Origin of the sequence: Phyllobacterium sp. OV277, assembly GCF_900104355.1 — a bacterium.
Classification (GTDB): Bacteria; Pseudomonadota; Alphaproteobacteria; order Rhizobiales; family Rhizobiaceae; genus Phyllobacterium.
In genome coordinates this window covers 154,299-168,418 of record NZ_FNIY01000005.1, presented here as the reverse complement: position 1 = coordinate 168,418, position 14,120 = coordinate 154,299, and the positions used below count along the sequence as shown (strand labels likewise).

The 14,120-nt window shown below is 54.5% G+C and carries 13 protein-coding genes; 6 read left to right on the top strand and 7 right to left on the bottom strand.

Annotation, left to right across the window (positions count from 1 at the left end):
- Window positions 1–9 precede the first annotated feature (9 nt).
- From BLU05_RS17685 to BLU05_RS17665, 5 genes are all read right to left on the bottom strand, one after another.
- Complete coding sequence (locus BLU05_RS17685; RefSeq protein WP_091882740.1) at window positions 10–459, bottom strand: cyclic nucleotide-binding domain-containing protein; 450 nt, start codon at window positions 457–459, stop codon at window positions 10–12.
- 47 nt (window positions 460–506) lie between these two features.
- Entirely contained in the window at window positions 507–3,221 is a 2,715-nt protein-coding gene (locus BLU05_RS17680) for an ABC transporter ATP-binding protein (protein ID WP_091882737.1), read from the bottom strand.
- A gap of 258 nt (window positions 3,222–3,479) precedes the next feature.
- The gene (locus BLU05_RS17675; RefSeq protein WP_091882735.1) at window positions 3,480–4,805 is read right to left on the bottom strand and encodes an MFS transporter; all 1,326 of its coding nucleotides are present in this window, start codon (window positions 4,803–4,805) and stop codon (window positions 3,480–3,482) included.
- Window positions 4,806–4,838: 33 nt separating this feature from the next.
- Window positions 4,839–5,897 carry a histone deacetylase family protein gene (locus BLU05_RS17670; RefSeq protein ID WP_091882732.1) on the bottom strand — a complete coding sequence of 353 codons (1,059 nt, stop codon included), beginning with the start codon at window positions 5,895–5,897 and terminating at the stop codon, window positions 4,839–4,841.
- Window positions 5,898–5,993: 96 nt separating this feature from the next.
- Window positions 5,994–6,206 carry a hypothetical protein gene (locus tag BLU05_RS17665; protein WP_091882729.1) on the bottom strand — a complete coding sequence of 71 codons (213 nt, stop codon included), beginning with the start codon at window positions 6,204–6,206 and terminating at the stop codon, window positions 5,994–5,996.
- Between the two features lie 403 nt (window positions 6,207–6,609).
- On the opposite strand from BLU05_RS17665, the gene BLU05_RS17660 reads away from it, so the two are divergent.
- Both BLU05_RS17660 and BLU05_RS17655 read left to right on the top strand, forming a co-directional pair.
- The gene (locus BLU05_RS17660; protein ID WP_091882726.1) at window positions 6,610–7,290 is read left to right on the top strand and encodes an outer membrane protein; all 681 of its coding nucleotides are present in this window, start codon (window positions 6,610–6,612) and stop codon (window positions 7,288–7,290) included.
- An 87-nt stretch (window positions 7,291–7,377) separates the two neighbouring features.
- Window positions 7,378–7,761 (top strand): SMU1112c/YaeR family gloxylase I-like metalloprotein, encoded by a 384-nt coding sequence (locus BLU05_RS17655; RefSeq protein ID WP_091882723.1) that lies wholly within the window; start codon window positions 7,378–7,380, stop codon window positions 7,759–7,761.
- Here BLU05_RS17655 and BLU05_RS17650 read toward each other — a convergent pair.
- Window positions 7,758–8,699: a LysR family transcriptional regulator gene (locus tag BLU05_RS17650; RefSeq protein WP_091882721.1), complete on the bottom strand. Its 942-nt coding sequence runs from the start codon at window positions 8,697–8,699 to the stop codon at window positions 7,758–7,760. The genes BLU05_RS17655 and BLU05_RS17650 overlap by 4 nt on opposite strands.
- A 113-nt stretch (window positions 8,700–8,812) precedes the next feature.
- Between BLU05_RS17650 and BLU05_RS17645 the strand changes: the two genes are divergently transcribed.
- From BLU05_RS17645 to BLU05_RS17630, 4 genes are all read left to right on the top strand, one after another.
- Window positions 8,813–9,553, top strand: coding sequence for an SDR family oxidoreductase (locus BLU05_RS17645; protein ID WP_091882718.1), 741 nt, complete (start codon window positions 8,813–8,815; stop codon window positions 9,551–9,553).
- A 49-nt stretch (window positions 9,554–9,602) separates the two neighbouring features.
- On the top strand, window positions 9,603–10,508 hold the full coding sequence (locus BLU05_RS17640) for an SDR family oxidoreductase (RefSeq protein WP_091882715.1): 906 nt from the start codon (window positions 9,603–9,605) through the stop codon (window positions 10,506–10,508).
- 71 nt (window positions 10,509–10,579) lie between these two features.
- Window positions 10,580–11,080: a DUF1097 domain-containing protein gene (locus BLU05_RS17635; protein WP_091882712.1), complete on the top strand. Its 501-nt coding sequence runs from the start codon at window positions 10,580–10,582 to the stop codon at window positions 11,078–11,080.
- A 200-nt stretch (window positions 11,081–11,280) separates the two neighbouring features.
- Window positions 11,281–13,026 (top strand): cation:proton antiporter domain-containing protein, encoded by a 1,746-nt coding sequence (locus BLU05_RS17630; protein ID WP_091882709.1) that lies wholly within the window; start codon window positions 11,281–11,283, stop codon window positions 13,024–13,026.
- Window positions 13,027–13,236: 210 nt separating this feature from the next.
- Here BLU05_RS17630 and BLU05_RS17625 read toward each other — a convergent pair whose 3' ends face one another.
- On the bottom strand, window positions 13,237–13,938 hold the full coding sequence (locus BLU05_RS17625; RefSeq protein WP_091882706.1) for an acid phosphatase: 702 nt from the start codon (window positions 13,936–13,938) through the stop codon (window positions 13,237–13,239).
- Window positions 13,939–14,120 lie beyond the last annotated feature (182 nt).

Below are 14,120 nucleotides of genomic sequence, written 5' to 3'. Positions count from 1 at the left end.
AAGTTCGGATCAGTGTTTGCTGCGCTCTTCCGAAAGTTCCGCGGTCGTGTGGCTTAGCCTGCTCGCCAAAACGCGCATGATTTCGATGGTCATCTCCGGATAGTCGCTCAGCAGCTTGAGGAAATGTTCCTTGCTGATACGCAAGGCCTCGAGAGGTGTGGATGCGGTAACAGTCGCTGTGCGCTGCACGTCGCAGAGAATTGCGATCTCGCCCACGATGGAATCATGTTCGACTTCAGCCACCTTGATCAGCCCGTTGGGCGTATCAACGCTGACATCAGCCGTGCCTGAAAGTATGACATAGGCCGCATCGGCCATATCGCCTTGACGGAACAGAGCCTGTTCAGCGCGGTAGCTGACACGATCCGACGTAAACGCCAGAAGCTTCAGCTTTGCTGGCGCCACACCCGAAAACAGCGGAATCCGCCGCAACATTTCGACTTCGTCTTTCAGAAGCATGAACGTCCATTACCCCCAAAGTGCTACTCTACCCAGAACGCAGAGTATTACGATACTAGTTCTTTGAATATACCGTTTTTCTCCAAAAGAGTCGCGTGTGTTCCGTCTTCAACCAAAGTACCACGGTCGAACACGAGGACGCGATCAAACAAGTTTGCCAGAGAAGAATTAGCCAACACCCAGATGATTGCAGGTGCATGGCCCTCGACATGCAGGTCTTGCAGGATATTACGCATGATTTGATCCTGCACACGCTGATCAAGGGCAGGCAATGGACGGTTGAAGATCACATAATCAGCGCGCTTGAGCAGGGCTCTGGCGACGTTCAGCTTCTGTCGTTGCACATTGGTGATCCGTTTGCCGCCCGAGCCGACATCGAAATCCAGACCGATCGATAGCACGCTGTCATAAAGACCGAGCTTATCGAAAAGATCACGCAGGATAACGCGTATGCGTTCCGGCCCGTCTGCCTGGGTAAATCCAATTCTGCCAAAGAGAACATTGTCCATCAGGTTGGCCGATGTGATGAACTTCTTGGCATCATAGCGTTCGACCACAGCTTTAAGATCATCCGGCAGGTTTTTGTGGAAACGAAGCCGCGCATCGACAATCTTAGCCATGAGCTCATCGGTCAGAAGACCAAAACGGTGTCTTGGCTCAATATAGGCAAAACTCAGGCGGATGATGCTTGACCGTTCATCCGGTGAAGCCGCATCGAAATCGCGTCCCTGCAGCTTTTGCAACAGCAATTGATACGTCGGAATGTCATCCGCAGTCATGAACGTCAATTGCTGGAAGAACGGATGATCTGGGGGCAAATCCTCGAACAGTTCAATCGCGTTGGCTGCGATTTCGAGACCCATATTGTACAGATCGATGTTCAAACCGCTGTCCCGCAATACGGAACGGAAGTACGGATGGGCGGCAAGCTTCAGGTTGGTCATCATCGGGCGTTTCACCGTGCCGAAAAGCAGGTTCTCGCCGATGGTTGCCTGTGGGTTGTAGGCCTTCGGTTCAAACGGCACCACGAGCCCGTCGAGGTCCTCATCCTTGAGGCTTTTGCGCAAGGCCTGGCGCAATTCCACGATGCGGCTTGTAAGATCGGCATGCGTTGCAGTATCCACCTGCGAGCGAAGTGCCAGATCGACAATATCCTGCGAGATCATCACCGCTTCCAGCACGGGTCTTACCACGGTGAAGAGATCATGTGGACCTGTGACACCTGCGGACTGGTAATCCACCCAATCACTGTTGAGATCAAGATCGGGATTGCCCGCAAGGCGAGCCTCATTGATGTTCCACTTGTACTTGGTTGCCTTCGCGCCCTCATACTCAACCTTCGTCAACGGAGCGTGTTTGAGACCATAAAGAAGATTGTCGCGCAGTGTTCCATGGAAGAAATAAGCGTCCGAGGCAGCATAGGCGATACGGCGGCCGGTGATGGATTCCGGCAGTTCGAGAATATCCTTGCCATCAATGGTGATGCGGCCGGAATCGGGCCACAGGAGGCGGGCAAACGCCTCGGCAATTGCCTCACCACCGCTGCCGCTGGTACCAACGATGGCAACTGTCTCGCCAAGCTTGATTTCAAGTGAAACATGTTCGACCAGACGAGCGCCACTATCGTCAGAAAGCGTAAGGTTCACTGCGTTCAGAGAATGTTCCAGCTTGCCCACGGGGTCGTGAACAACTGCCTGGATACGCGGGTCAACAAGCATATCGACATTGAACTGCTCGACAACCTGCGCATATTTGATCTGAACGTCCTGACGCGACTGATCCCAGTCGATCAGTTCCTTTAACGGGCCGGGCAGGTCCTTATAGGCATTGATAACCGCAACGAGCTGGCCGATATCGAGACGGCCCTGCAATGCCAGTACGCCGCCGATGGAGTAAAACAGGAAGGGCGTAACCTGCGCGAGGAAGTTGTTGATGAATTTAACCAGGAATTTCCACTGATAAAGATCATAGCGGATCGAGAAGATCAGTCCGAGACGTGCTGCAATATCAGCGCGCTCGTAATTGGAGGTATCATTGCCGTGAATGGTGCCGATACCGTCGACAATTTCACCAACACGGCCCGATAGTTCGCGCGCCGTTAACTGGCGCTGACGCCCAAGCTCAAGCAGTTTTTTGCGCATGCGCGGAATGACAACGCCTTGCACGGCGACAATGCCTGCTGCGATCATTCCAAGCCAGAAATTCTGCAGGATAATGAAAACAAGCGCCGTAATGGCTTGTCCCCCGAGAAGGGCCGGCTGGACAAAAGCATCGCCCGTGAAGCCACCCATCGGCTCCACCTCGTCCTTGATCATCGTGGCAATTTCGGCTGATTTCACCCGTTTGAACTGGCTGGGCGGAAACCGCAAAACGCGATCAATCAATTCAAAGCGAATGCGGCGCAACATGCGTTCGCCAAGCCGGCCCTTATATGTGTTGATATAGAGCTTGAAGAGACCGTTGATGACAACGAGCAACAGAAATACGAGGCTCAGGGCCATCAGCATCTGGAAGCGCGTCAGTTGCAGCCCTTCGAAAAACATCACTTTGCCGAAATAGGGCAGGGTGTACTGGATGCGCATGAAGGTCTGGGTCGCACCCTCAGCTTCAAATCCGGTGCCCTGTATGGGGCCGTTGACAATCTGTTTCGGCAAATCGAACGACAGGAAATACGGGACCATAGAGGCCGCAACGACCGTCAATATCCATATTTGCTGGAACCGTGTGTTCGACCAGATGTAGCGTGTTAGACTTTTTTCCATGGGTAACCGTAAGCTGTCAAATAAGCTGAATTCTGAACAATTCTAATAGGTTGTGTTTCGGTGAGATCCTCCTTTTGAAACCATTAGGTGCAATGAATTGGAGGGCAAAAATGGATGGCAGCTGGTAAATTTTATGGGACTGGCAGGAATCCCCCGAACCTTTCAGCTACCCAGTTTACAACACAGGGTAGCTGAACGCTATATGCTTGCTCCCAATTGTATGGGGGCAAATTTGGTCATGGGTGTCGAACCTTCGGATCAGGCGCTGCTTTGAACAGGGTCTGTTGCCGGAGTTGCCCGCGCTTCTGCTGCGCTGTCATCCACAGGTAAGAGGAGACTGGATATAAAACTCGCTCCCGCAATGAATATGAACAGGAATGCCAGGGGTGCCCATTGAACCCCGTATTTGTGCACGAGCCAGACACCGATGACGGGGGTCAATCCGCTGAAAATGGCACCGCTCAGGGAAGAACACAGCGAAATACCCGTGTAACGCAGATGTACGGGAAAGGCGCGCGTCAGGAATGGCGCCATGACAGCGTAGTGGGCTGCGAGAAAGACAGTCGCTCCGAGGATAGCGATATAGATGTTGGTCAGATTGCCGGAAACGATCAGCATCATCATGGGAATGGCAAAGAGCAGAGCCGCACCGGCCATTGCAACCAGCAGGAAGCGTTCACCATATCGCGTGGCGATGTAGGAACCGGCGGGAAAGGCGAACAGTTCGACCACACCAACCCAGGAAATCAACACCAGCATATCAGAACGATTGATGCCGAGTGATGTGGTTGTGAATGTCATCATCAAGGTGGTGATGAAATAGAAGCCAGCGACACCCAGCAGGCACAACCCCATGCCAAGCAGCAAGGACATTTTCTTTGTACGGAATATTTCCTTGGCCGGGATAACGCTTTGAACCGATTTCTCCTTTAGCCGCTCCAGAAGTTCCGGACTTTCATTGATACCTGCGCGAATGATGAAAGCGAAGATGATCAGAACGCCGCTCAGGAGGAACGGCACGCGCCAACCCCAGCTTAGAAAATCCTCCTGAGGCAGGTCGGAAACTGTACGGAAGGCGAGGGTGGCCAGAATAAGGCCGACGGGACTGCCATATTGCGGGGCAGATGCCAGAAAGGTCCGCCAGCGCGGCGGGGCATGTTCTGCGGCAATGAGAACCGCGCCGCCCCATTCCCCGCCCACCGCAACGCCTTGCACCAGACGCAGCACCACGAGAAGAACTGCAGCCGTCAGGCCAATAGAATGAAAGCTTGGCAAGAGACCAATCAGAACTGTTGCAACGCCCATCAACAGCAGAGTGATAATCAGGGATTTCTTGCGGCCAACCTTGTCACCGAAATGACCGAAGAGCAAAGCGCCGAAAGGCCGGGCAACGAAGCCAATCGCAAACGTGCCGAGAGATGCGAGGATACCCATGATCGGGTCGGTGGATGCAAAGAACACATCGCCGAAAACCAGCGCCGCCGCTGTTCCGTAGATATAGAAATCGTACCATTCGATCATGGTGCCGACGAAGGCTCCCAAGGCAGCCCGGATCGGTTGCCTCTCAATGGTTGCTTGTGTCATTCCCTCGTCCCCCGCTCTTCCAAATGGTTTCGTCTACGACCTGTCCCGTGATTCCTGATAGGCAGCCATGAAACGGGGCGCTGCTTCGGCAACGGCGCTCAGTGAATAGCCGCCTTCCTGAACAATCACGGTTGGCAGATCGACCGCGCCCCATATATTCCCGATTTCCGCATAGGCCTCCGTGGTAACCTTGAGTTTTGACAGAGGGTCGTTGTGGTGTGCGTCCCAGCCTGCCGATATCACCAATGCGGTCGATCCATGTCTGGCAACCGCATCGGCCAGTTTCCGGTTGGCCTCGATAAATGCATCATCGCCGCTGCCTTCGGACAAAGGCAGATTAAGATTGGCGCCTTGGCCCGCACCGGCACCTGTCTCGTCCGCATAGCCGCTGTAATGCGGATAGTAGTTTGATGGATCGGTGTGAGTGGAACCAAAAAACACATCGTCGCGGGTATAGAAAATGGCCTGTGTGCCATCACCATGATGCGTATCAAAATCGATGATCGCCACGCGGTCATGTTGCTGGCGCAGGCGTTGGGCGATAATTGCCGCGTTGTTGAAATAGCAAAAGCCCGCTGCGCGATCCGCATAGGCGTGATGGCCGGGTGGGCGGCAAAGCGCAAATGACGCCCGCGCACCATTCAAGACGGCATCGGCTGCGGCAATTGCTGTCTGTGCAGATGCATAGGCCGCCGCATAGGTGTGTTCCATCATCGCGCAGGAGAGCCCATTGATGTACCAGCCAGCCTGACCCAAAACGCCTGTTGGTCGCGGGCGTGAACGTGCGGCCAAATCTTGGCCAGCGCCCTGATATGCACTGACATTCGGCAGCACTTCGGGCCCATGGTTTGGCAACTGCATGAACCTGTCATAGGCGGTTCGCAGGAAAGCGACGTAGTGATCAGCGTGCACGGCGTGGATGGGATCAAGCCCCGCATCGCCCGGCTCTTCCTGCGAAAATCCCAGTTTCGTCAGGGCATCGATCAGCGTGTGGGCGCGTGCCGGATTTTCAAGTGGATCGGTAATCCGGCCATTGATCATATATTGTTTGGGCTGGTGCGCCATTTGCTGGCTGGCAAAGAACAGTTTCATGAATTCCGCTTCTTGATCAGGTTGCGGTGAGTCGTGTTCAAAGCTTATTCGCTGTTGCGCGCAATGCAATCTGGAAGGTTCAGTGCACCCTCAGCGTCACCAGTCCTGATGGCAAATGCTGTGGGCCCAGCCCGCATTTTTACGCTTCATTTCGGATAATTCCGGATCGTGTTGCACAGCGCAAAACATCGCTTTGTAGTGCGATCGGGAGTGGAAGGAACTGTATCCAATCAGCCAGGTGCAGGCAAAAACAAACAAAGCTATGGGGGCAAGCCAGAGAAAGGTGCGGAAGGGATCGCGCGGCGTCATGCTCACCAATTGCTGGATGGCCTGTCGGAAATGACACTCCCAATTTATTGTGGTTTTTGACGTTCCGTCAATCGAAGATTCCATAATTATGGAAGAATATGGCTGCAAGAACGGCCGAGCCACATGACCAACGGCACCATTACAAAAAAGCCGACGAGATATGGCACCAAACTGGTGAGGTATGGCGCATATTCACTCATATTGTCCTGCTCGTCGTCGTGCATGAGGCATCACCTGCAGACACAAATCCAACCAGTGATTGATATACCAATTACACCTCCAAATCCAGTTGGTGTGCCAGGCATTTGCTTTTCAAATTATGCTTAACCAGAACTTAACGGGCTCAACCTAAAGTATAGACAACGGAAGTTTACCTCTCTGACGATCATCTCGGGATTTCACGATGCGTTTGAACATAACAGTCCTTTCTGCTGCCTCCTTATTCTCATTCTTTGGAGGACCTGTTCTTGCTGCCGATCTTGGACAAGCCTATCCACCGGAGGTCCCTGTATATGCGCCGCTTGAACAAGCGTCAGGCTGGTATCTGCGCGGCGACGTGGCTTACAATTTTAAGTCCGACGTAAAAGCCAAAGTCGACTTTGTCGGCGGCAGTTCTCCGAGTGACTATGAAATGAAACGCGGATTTTCGCCGTTTATCGGCATTGGCTATCAGTTCAATGATTATCTGCGTGGCGATGTCACCGTCGGCTACAGCCAGCGCGATACAACTTATTTTGAAACCACTGCCGACCTCTGGGAAGCCATGGCGAACGCCTATGTGGATCTCGGCAAATATTATGGCATTACGCCCTATGTCGGTGGTGGCGTCGGCTTTGCCAATGTCAACTACGACTTTCAGGGCCCTGTCTATCCGGGTCTCAAATCCGGTGACACCAATCGTTTTGAATGGGCGCTCATGGCGGGTGTTGCCATTGATGTGACGCCGAGGCTAAAATTGGACCTCGGCTATCGCTACGCGAACATTAACGGCGCCGACCTGTACAAAAACGGAGACGTGACTGTCAGCGATGACGGGATCAAAACGCATCAAATTCGCGCGGGTGTTCGCTTCAATACGTGGTAGGCAGTCAATAAATATTGCTTGAGCGTGCCAGAGGAATGACAAGCCAAGTCATATGCATGGCATTGGCCAGCACACATAGGAATAGCCATGTTTTCACGCTTTCACCACGTCGCAGTCATTTGCAGCGATTATGATCGGTCCAAGGCGTTCTATATTGAGAAGCTCGGTTACGAGATTATTGGTGAAAACTGGCGATCAGATAGTCAGTCTTGGAAGTGTGATTTAAGGTCTGGCGATGCCCAGATTGAGTTGTTTCATTTCCCGCACTCTCCGGCACGTCCGTCGCGGCCTGAAGCGTGTGGTCTTCGGCATCTCGCATTTGCCGTTGAGTCCGTCGCCGATACTCTGGCTTTGTTGCAGGAGAGGGGTGTCGAGACTGAGGCTGTACGGATTGACCCCTATACCAAACGCGCCTTCACATTCTTTGCTGATCCTGATGGTCTTCCCATCGAGATTTACGAAGTGGGTTAGTGCTGCGGAACCCCGACAATTGCCTGACCGTCCACTTCTGCCGCTGCGGCCTTTCGGCTGGCAAATTCCTGCGATATCCAATCAATGAACACTCGCACGCGCGGCGAAAGCTGGCGATTGCGCGGATAGAGCAGGGATACCGGGGTTGGTGAAAGCGGAAAGCCCGGAAGAATGTGAACAAGCGTGCCAGCAGCAAGGTCAGCTTCCGCGTGATAGCGGGGGATCTGGATTAATCCGAGCCCAAGTCGAGCCACGGTGACGAAGCTTTCCGCTGCATTCACCCAGACGGGTGCAGGCAGAGTGACATTGCGGACGTGGCCATTCACAAGGAATTCAAGCGGTAGAATTCCCCCTGTCGCGGTCGAGCGGAAGCCAATCATCTGATGCCCGTCGAGTCTGTCCGGATGCTCGGGCATGCCGAATTTCTCAATATAGCCTGATGAGGCCAGAGTTATCTCTTCAAGCATCCCTACGCGTTTCGCTATCATATCACTGTCGGACAGATCGCCGACGCGCAGCACGCAGTCGACACCTTCGCGCACGAGATCCACCAGCCGATCACCTTCGCTCATATAGAATTGTATCTCGGGATATTTTTGCAGGAATGCGGGCAGTCCGGGCAACAGGAAGTGCCGGGCAAGTGTTCCATGCACATCCACCCGCAGTGGCCCTTTTGGTTTTGCACCGGCAAATGCACCCTCGGCATCCTCAATATCGGCCAGAATGACCAGACAGCGCTGGTAGTAGGCTTCGCCATCCAGCGTCGGACTGACGTGCCGTGTGGTCCGTTGCAAAAGGCCAATGCCCAGCCGCGCTTCCAGCTGTTGTACCGCATTCGTCACCGTTGAACGAGGCAAGCCAACATCTTCTGCCGCCAGCGTGAAGCTGCGACGTTCTACAACGCGGGCGAAAACCCGCATGGCGTCCAATGTATCCATTGTTTGTATATCCCGAATAGTGATGCCAGTTATTGCATGATTATCCGGAAATATAAATAGTGCATGGTGCCTTCATCAACAGCGCTGCGGCGCAGACATGAAGGAGAAAGACCATGACACAACCACAAAAGAAGATCGCAATCGTGACTGGTGCATCGCGCGGTATCGGTGCCGCAATTGCGCAGCGCCTCGCTTCCGATGGTTTCACAGTCGTCATCAACTATTCGGGCGATGCTGCACCAGCTGAGGCATTGGCGCGTCAGATCGAAGACAATGGCGGCAGTGCTTTGACTGCCAAGGCAGATGTGAGTGATGCGGATGCCGTTGCCCGTATGTTTGATGCGGCCGAAGCTGCCTTCGGCGGGGTGGATGTTCTCGTCAACAATGCCGGTATCCTGAAGGCGATCCCATTGGCCGAAACCAGTGACGCCGAATTTGACCGCCATTTTGCTATCAATGTCAAAGGCACGTTCAACACGCTGCGTGAAGCCGCCAAGCGCCTGAGGGATGGTGGCCGGATCGTCAATTTCTCCAGCACGACCCTTGCGCTGAACATGCCGGGTTACGCGATTTATAACGGTACCAAGGCTGCAGTCGAAGCCTTCACCCATGTCTTCGCCAAGGAATTGCGCGGTCGCAATATCACCGTCAATGCGGTGGCTCCCGGTCCTGTTGCAACGGAGCTGTTCTTCACGGGCAAGAGTGATGAGCTTGTCGCCCAGTTTGCCAAGATGCCGCCACTCGAGCGCTTGGGCCAGCCTGACGATATTGCCCGTGCTGTTGCCTTCCTCGTCGGCCCCGATGCCGGCTGGATCAATGGCCAGATCGTTCGCGCCAATGGCGGTGTTGCCTGACTGAGCTTTTCTAACAAACAACATCAAGCAATTCAGAAGGAATATTATCATGAGCAAGCAAGTTATTGTTGTTACTGGCGCTTCCAGCGGTTTTGGTGCTCTTACAGCCCGCGCTTTGGCGCAGGCAGGCCACACGGTTTATGCCGGAATGCGTGCCACGGAGGGGCGCAATGCGCCGCAGGTTGCAGAAGCAGCCGCCTTTGCTGCGGAACACAGCGTCGATCTGCGCTCGGTTGAGTTGGATGTTGCTTCCGACGCTTCCGTCGAAGCAGGCATCGCCAAGATCATTGCTGATGCGGGTCGTCTCGATGTGATCATGCACAATGCGGGCCATATGTCCTTTGGCCCGGCAGAGGCTTTCACGCCGGAACAGTTCGCTGAACTTTATGACATCAATGTGCTATCCACACAGCGCGTCAATCGTGCCGCGCTGCCCTATCTGCGCAAGCAGGGGAAGGGACTTGTTGTCTGGGTCTCCTCGTCAAGCACCCGTGGCGGCACACCGCCATATCTGTCGCCCTATTTTGCCGCCAAGGCAGCGATGGATTCCCTTGCCGTATCCTATGCGGCGGAACTCACCCGCTGGGGCATTGAGACGGCGATTATCGTTCCGGGCGCTTTTACAAAGGGCACCAACCATTTTGCCCATTCCGGTTCGCCCGCCGACAAGGAGCGCGCCGCTGAGTACAATGAAGGTCCCTATGCCGGTGTGCCTGACATGGCACTAAAAGGCCTCGCTGCTCTGGAACCCGCCGATGCGGACGCCGGTGCTGTCGCCACGGCGATTGTCGATGTGATTGGCATGCCGTTCGGAACGCGTCCATTCCGCACCCATATCGATCCATCGCAGGACGGAGCTGAGATCGTCAACGGTGTTGCTGATCGTGTCCGGGCCGAAATGTTCCGTCGTATTGGTCTCGAAGACCTGCTGAAGCCAGCAAATACCAACACGTAAATCCAATTCACCGCTATCGGCCAGCCCTCAAAGGGTTGGCTGTCAGCCGGCAACCTTCAAAGGAGAACATCATGACTTCGCAACCAAAAGCCACACTGGCGCCTACCTCCATGCAGTTCAACATTCTCACTCTGGCTGCTGCCATTACAGCTGCCGTCGCCGCCACCACTGCCGCCAGCGTCGGCTGGCCAGTCTGGGCCATGTTTATGGGCTGGGTCGCATTCTTCACCCGGGGTCACTCGGCGAAAGAAGCGCTGTTCAGCTATCTCTGTCTCGCCATCGGTGTGGCATTCGGCATGGGCGCTGCGCTGGCAGTAGGCCAATTGATGCCGCTGATCGGACCATTTGCATTTGGCCCCGTGGTCTTTGTGGTTGCCATCGTCGTCGTGTCGCTGCGCGCCGTTCCACATCTGAACAACGTGCCGAGCTATTTCCTCGGGCTGATTACGTTCTTTGCCGCGCACCTTGAACCCGGTGTTCTTGCCTTCTCTGAACTGGCTGCAGTCAGCGGGCTTGGTTCTTTTGCCGCATGGCTCGCCCACACATGGCAAACGAAGATCGCGCGCCGGTAACGTTCATCAACAGAAGGATGGAAAGCCGGGGCAATGCTCCGGCTTTTGCCTGCCGGGTGCTGTTAGGCCCGGATATGATCTTCGTCTCGCCCGATGTGATTTTGGGCTTTGTTCCATGCAATCTAACTTGTATGGGTTGAAGTCGGGCCAGCCTTGTCTGGTCTGAGTGGAAAATCATCAAAAAGAACAAAAGGGCGGACGTGCATCACGAAGTTTCTTTAATAGCCACGGTGGCGGTCAGTTTTGTCTTTGCAGCCGTGTTTGGATATCTAGCGGATCGTCTGCGCCTGCCTCCGCTGGTTGGATATCTGGTTGCCGGAATTCTGATGGGACCGTTTACGCCGGGTTTCATTGCGGATGGCGCTTTAGCATCACAGCTCGCGGAAATGGGCGTCATTCTTCTGATGTTCGGGGTCGGATTGCATTTCTCCGCCAAGGAGCTGCTGGCGGTTCGAGGCATCGCGGTTCCCGGTGCCATTGCCCAGATTGTGCTCGCTACACTGCTCGGTGTTGGCTTGAGTGAACTATGGGGGTGGGGGATTGGTGCCGGTTTGGTTTTTGGCCTCAGTCTCTCCGTTGCCAGCACCGTTGTTTTGCTGAAAGCGCTGGAAGAGCGCAATCTGGTGAACTCAGCAAACGGCCGTGTAGCGGTTGGTTGGCTCATCGTTGAAGACTTGGCGATGGTACTTGCTTTGGTGCTCCTGCCTGCATTGGCACAGATTCTTGGAGCTCAGGGATCTGGCGCTGCTGCAAGTGCTGCCGGTGGAATGCCACTCGTGCTGACAATCGCGATAACCTTGCTGAAGGTCGGAGCTTTCGCCGTCATGGCGATCTTCCTTGGGCCGAAAGTGGTTCCCTGGTTGCTTACTCTGGTCGCACGGACTGGCTCGCAAGAGCTGTTCACCCTTTCCGTTCTTGCTATCGCGCTTGGTATTGCGTTCGGGGCGACAGAGATTTTTGGTGTATCATTCGCGCTGGGTGCTTTTTTTGCCGGTGTCGTCATGAGTGAGTCGAACCTCAGTCACAGGGCCGCCGCAGATTCGCTACCTCTGCAGAATGCATTCTCGGTCCTGTTCTTTATTTCAGTCGGAATGCTGTTTGATCCGTCCATTCTCCTGCGGGAGCCTATGGCTGTGATAGCTGCGCTCGCGCTCATCATCTTCGGTAAATCGCTGATCGCGTTTTGCATCGTGCTTTTGCTGCGCTTTCCGGTCGGGATGGGACTGACCGTGGCAGCCAGCCTCGCGCAGATCGGAGAATTCTCGTTCATTCTGGCTGGTCTCGGTGTCACGCTGGGGCTTTTACCGCGAGAAGGTCAGGACATTATTCTGGCCGGAGCAATCCTCTCGATCACGATCAATCCACTTGTGTTTTGGGGCGCCGAGGTTTTGGAGAAAGGTTTCCACTACAAATGGCCGTCATTCTTTGCCAGTTATGGCAAGAAAAGGCATGACGTTCTTGCTCGCGAACTCGGTGATATCAGGGCATTGAGCGATGAAAGAAACAGGCAGCATCAACTCAAGATGCAGCAGCTGATCGATACTTTCCCGTTGTTCGCGCAGGTGGATGAACATTCACAGGAAGAATTGCTGCTGCTGTTCAAACCCAAATCGGCATCGCCGGGTGAGCGTATCATTCGCATCGGCGACAGGGGTGACGGGATGTATTTTATCGCGTCCGGAGCGGTGGAGGTCCAGCTTGACAGCGACCCCGTGCGCTTGGAGCCTGGAGCATTTTTCGGCGAGATGGCACTCCTCAGCGGCGGGCGGCGCACGGCAGATGTTGTCGCCATCGATTTTTGCGAATTTCTGGTGCTTGATCGCCGCGACTTCAACATGTTCATGTCGCGGCATCCGGCATTACGCACAGCCGTCAGCAATATGGCGCGTGAAAGGGCAGAGATGAACACTTTGCGCCGTAATCCGGATAAAACTGGGACAGATTGATCGATCAAACCGGTGCAGCCTGAGGTCCGCGAGCAAGGCTATTGCAAAGCGCATGCCCGGAAAGTAAGCCTGTTTGAAACGGTGTGCATCGGGCGAAGGTCAGCCCGGTGTCCACGCCAAAAGTCGTACTTATTTGCAGATATTGATAGGCCCGCCACGCATCTGAACCGGCATGACGGGACTATCTTTATAGGTTTATGACGATTGCCATCAAGCGCCGCCAAGACCCAGGGCTGCACGCAGTTCGGCTTTTGCAGGTTCGTATTCAGCCTTGAAGTCATCATGCTTCATGATCGTCGCGGCAATGATGCTGCCCGAGATTCGGCCCATCTCCACGTCAGAGCGATAGTGTATGCCGCCAATGATGCGGTTGTTACCATATTCCCAGGCGCGCGCCATGATCTCGGCCTTCTTCTCGGGAACCATGTTGGACAATTCAATGCCCATCAGAGTGCCAAGCGTCGTGTGACCGGATGGCCAAGCGCCCGAGTTGGAGAGTTTTACTGCCGGTTTAACAAGGTCGCTCAACTGATGCGGGCGAGGACGCTTGAAAACATCCTTTGCCGGATCAACCACCGCGCCCTCAGTCTCGACAATGCGGTCGAAGAACGCTGCCAGTTTCGGCAATTTGTCCTTATTGAAATCCGGGCCCATTACATCTGCAAAACGCCAGACATTTTCTTCCGCATCGGCTTGCGCGCGCGCAACCATTTCCGGAGTCCGGGTCACCTGCAATGTCAGGACTTCACCCAGTTCCGCCTTGGTCTGCGGCGAGTCATTGGCGGGCGGGGGTGGCAAAATCGTCAGGAGATCAATCTCCTTATTGTCGGCGAAAGGCTTTGCGTCGCCAGCATACGCAGCGGTAAGGCCAACAAAAACAAATGCTGTCAGCAGGCTGAGAAATCTACGCATGAAATAGTCCTCGTTAGGGTGATTGCGGGAGGTCGATCATGCGCTTGCCGGATGTCATGCCTGTGACACAATGGGGCGATCTGTGGCACATCCGGGTGGCAAGAAGACGCATGGAGAGACAAGCTGTTTCCGTTGTGCGGTCCGCCCACGAAAGATAATGAGAGGCGCTAGCTGTCAGATCG

What these genes read in the sequence shown, in the direction of transcription:
- BLU05_RS17685 (WP_091882740.1), bottom strand. Translation starts at nt 459, where the DNA reads ATGCTTCTGAAAGACGAAGTCGAAATGTTGCGGCGGATTCCGCTGTTT.
- BLU05_RS17680 (WP_091882737.1), bottom strand. Translation starts at nt 3,221, where the DNA reads ATGGAAAAAAGTCTAACACGCTACATCTGGTCGAACACACGGTTCCAG.
- BLU05_RS17675 (WP_091882735.1), bottom strand. Translation starts at nt 4,805, where the DNA reads ATGACACAAGCAACCATTGAGAGGCAACCGATCCGGGCTGCCTTGGGA.
- BLU05_RS17670 (WP_091882732.1), bottom strand. Translation starts at nt 5,897, where the DNA reads ATGAAACTGTTCTTTGCCAGCCAGCAAATGGCGCACCAGCCCAAACAA.
- BLU05_RS17665 (WP_091882729.1), bottom strand. Translation starts at nt 6,206, where the DNA reads ATGACGCCGCGCGATCCCTTCCGCACCTTTCTCTGGCTTGCCCCCATA.
- BLU05_RS17660 (WP_091882726.1), top strand. Translation starts at nt 6,610, where the DNA reads ATGCGTTTGAACATAACAGTCCTTTCTGCTGCCTCCTTATTCTCATTC.
- BLU05_RS17655 (WP_091882723.1), top strand. Translation starts at nt 7,378, where the DNA reads ATGTTTTCACGCTTTCACCACGTCGCAGTCATTTGCAGCGATTATGAT.
- BLU05_RS17650 (WP_091882721.1), bottom strand. Translation starts at nt 8,699, where the DNA reads ATGGATACATTGGACGCCATGCGGGTTTTCGCCCGCGTTGTAGAACGT.
- BLU05_RS17645 (WP_091882718.1), top strand. Translation starts at nt 8,813, where the DNA reads ATGACACAACCACAAAAGAAGATCGCAATCGTGACTGGTGCATCGCGC.
- BLU05_RS17640 (WP_091882715.1), top strand. Translation starts at nt 9,603, where the DNA reads ATGAGCAAGCAAGTTATTGTTGTTACTGGCGCTTCCAGCGGTTTTGGT.
- BLU05_RS17635 (WP_091882712.1), top strand. Translation starts at nt 10,580, where the DNA reads ATGACTTCGCAACCAAAAGCCACACTGGCGCCTACCTCCATGCAGTTC.
- BLU05_RS17625 (WP_091882706.1), bottom strand. Translation starts at nt 13,938, where the DNA reads ATGCGTAGATTTCTCAGCCTGCTGACAGCATTTGTTTTTGTTGGCCTT.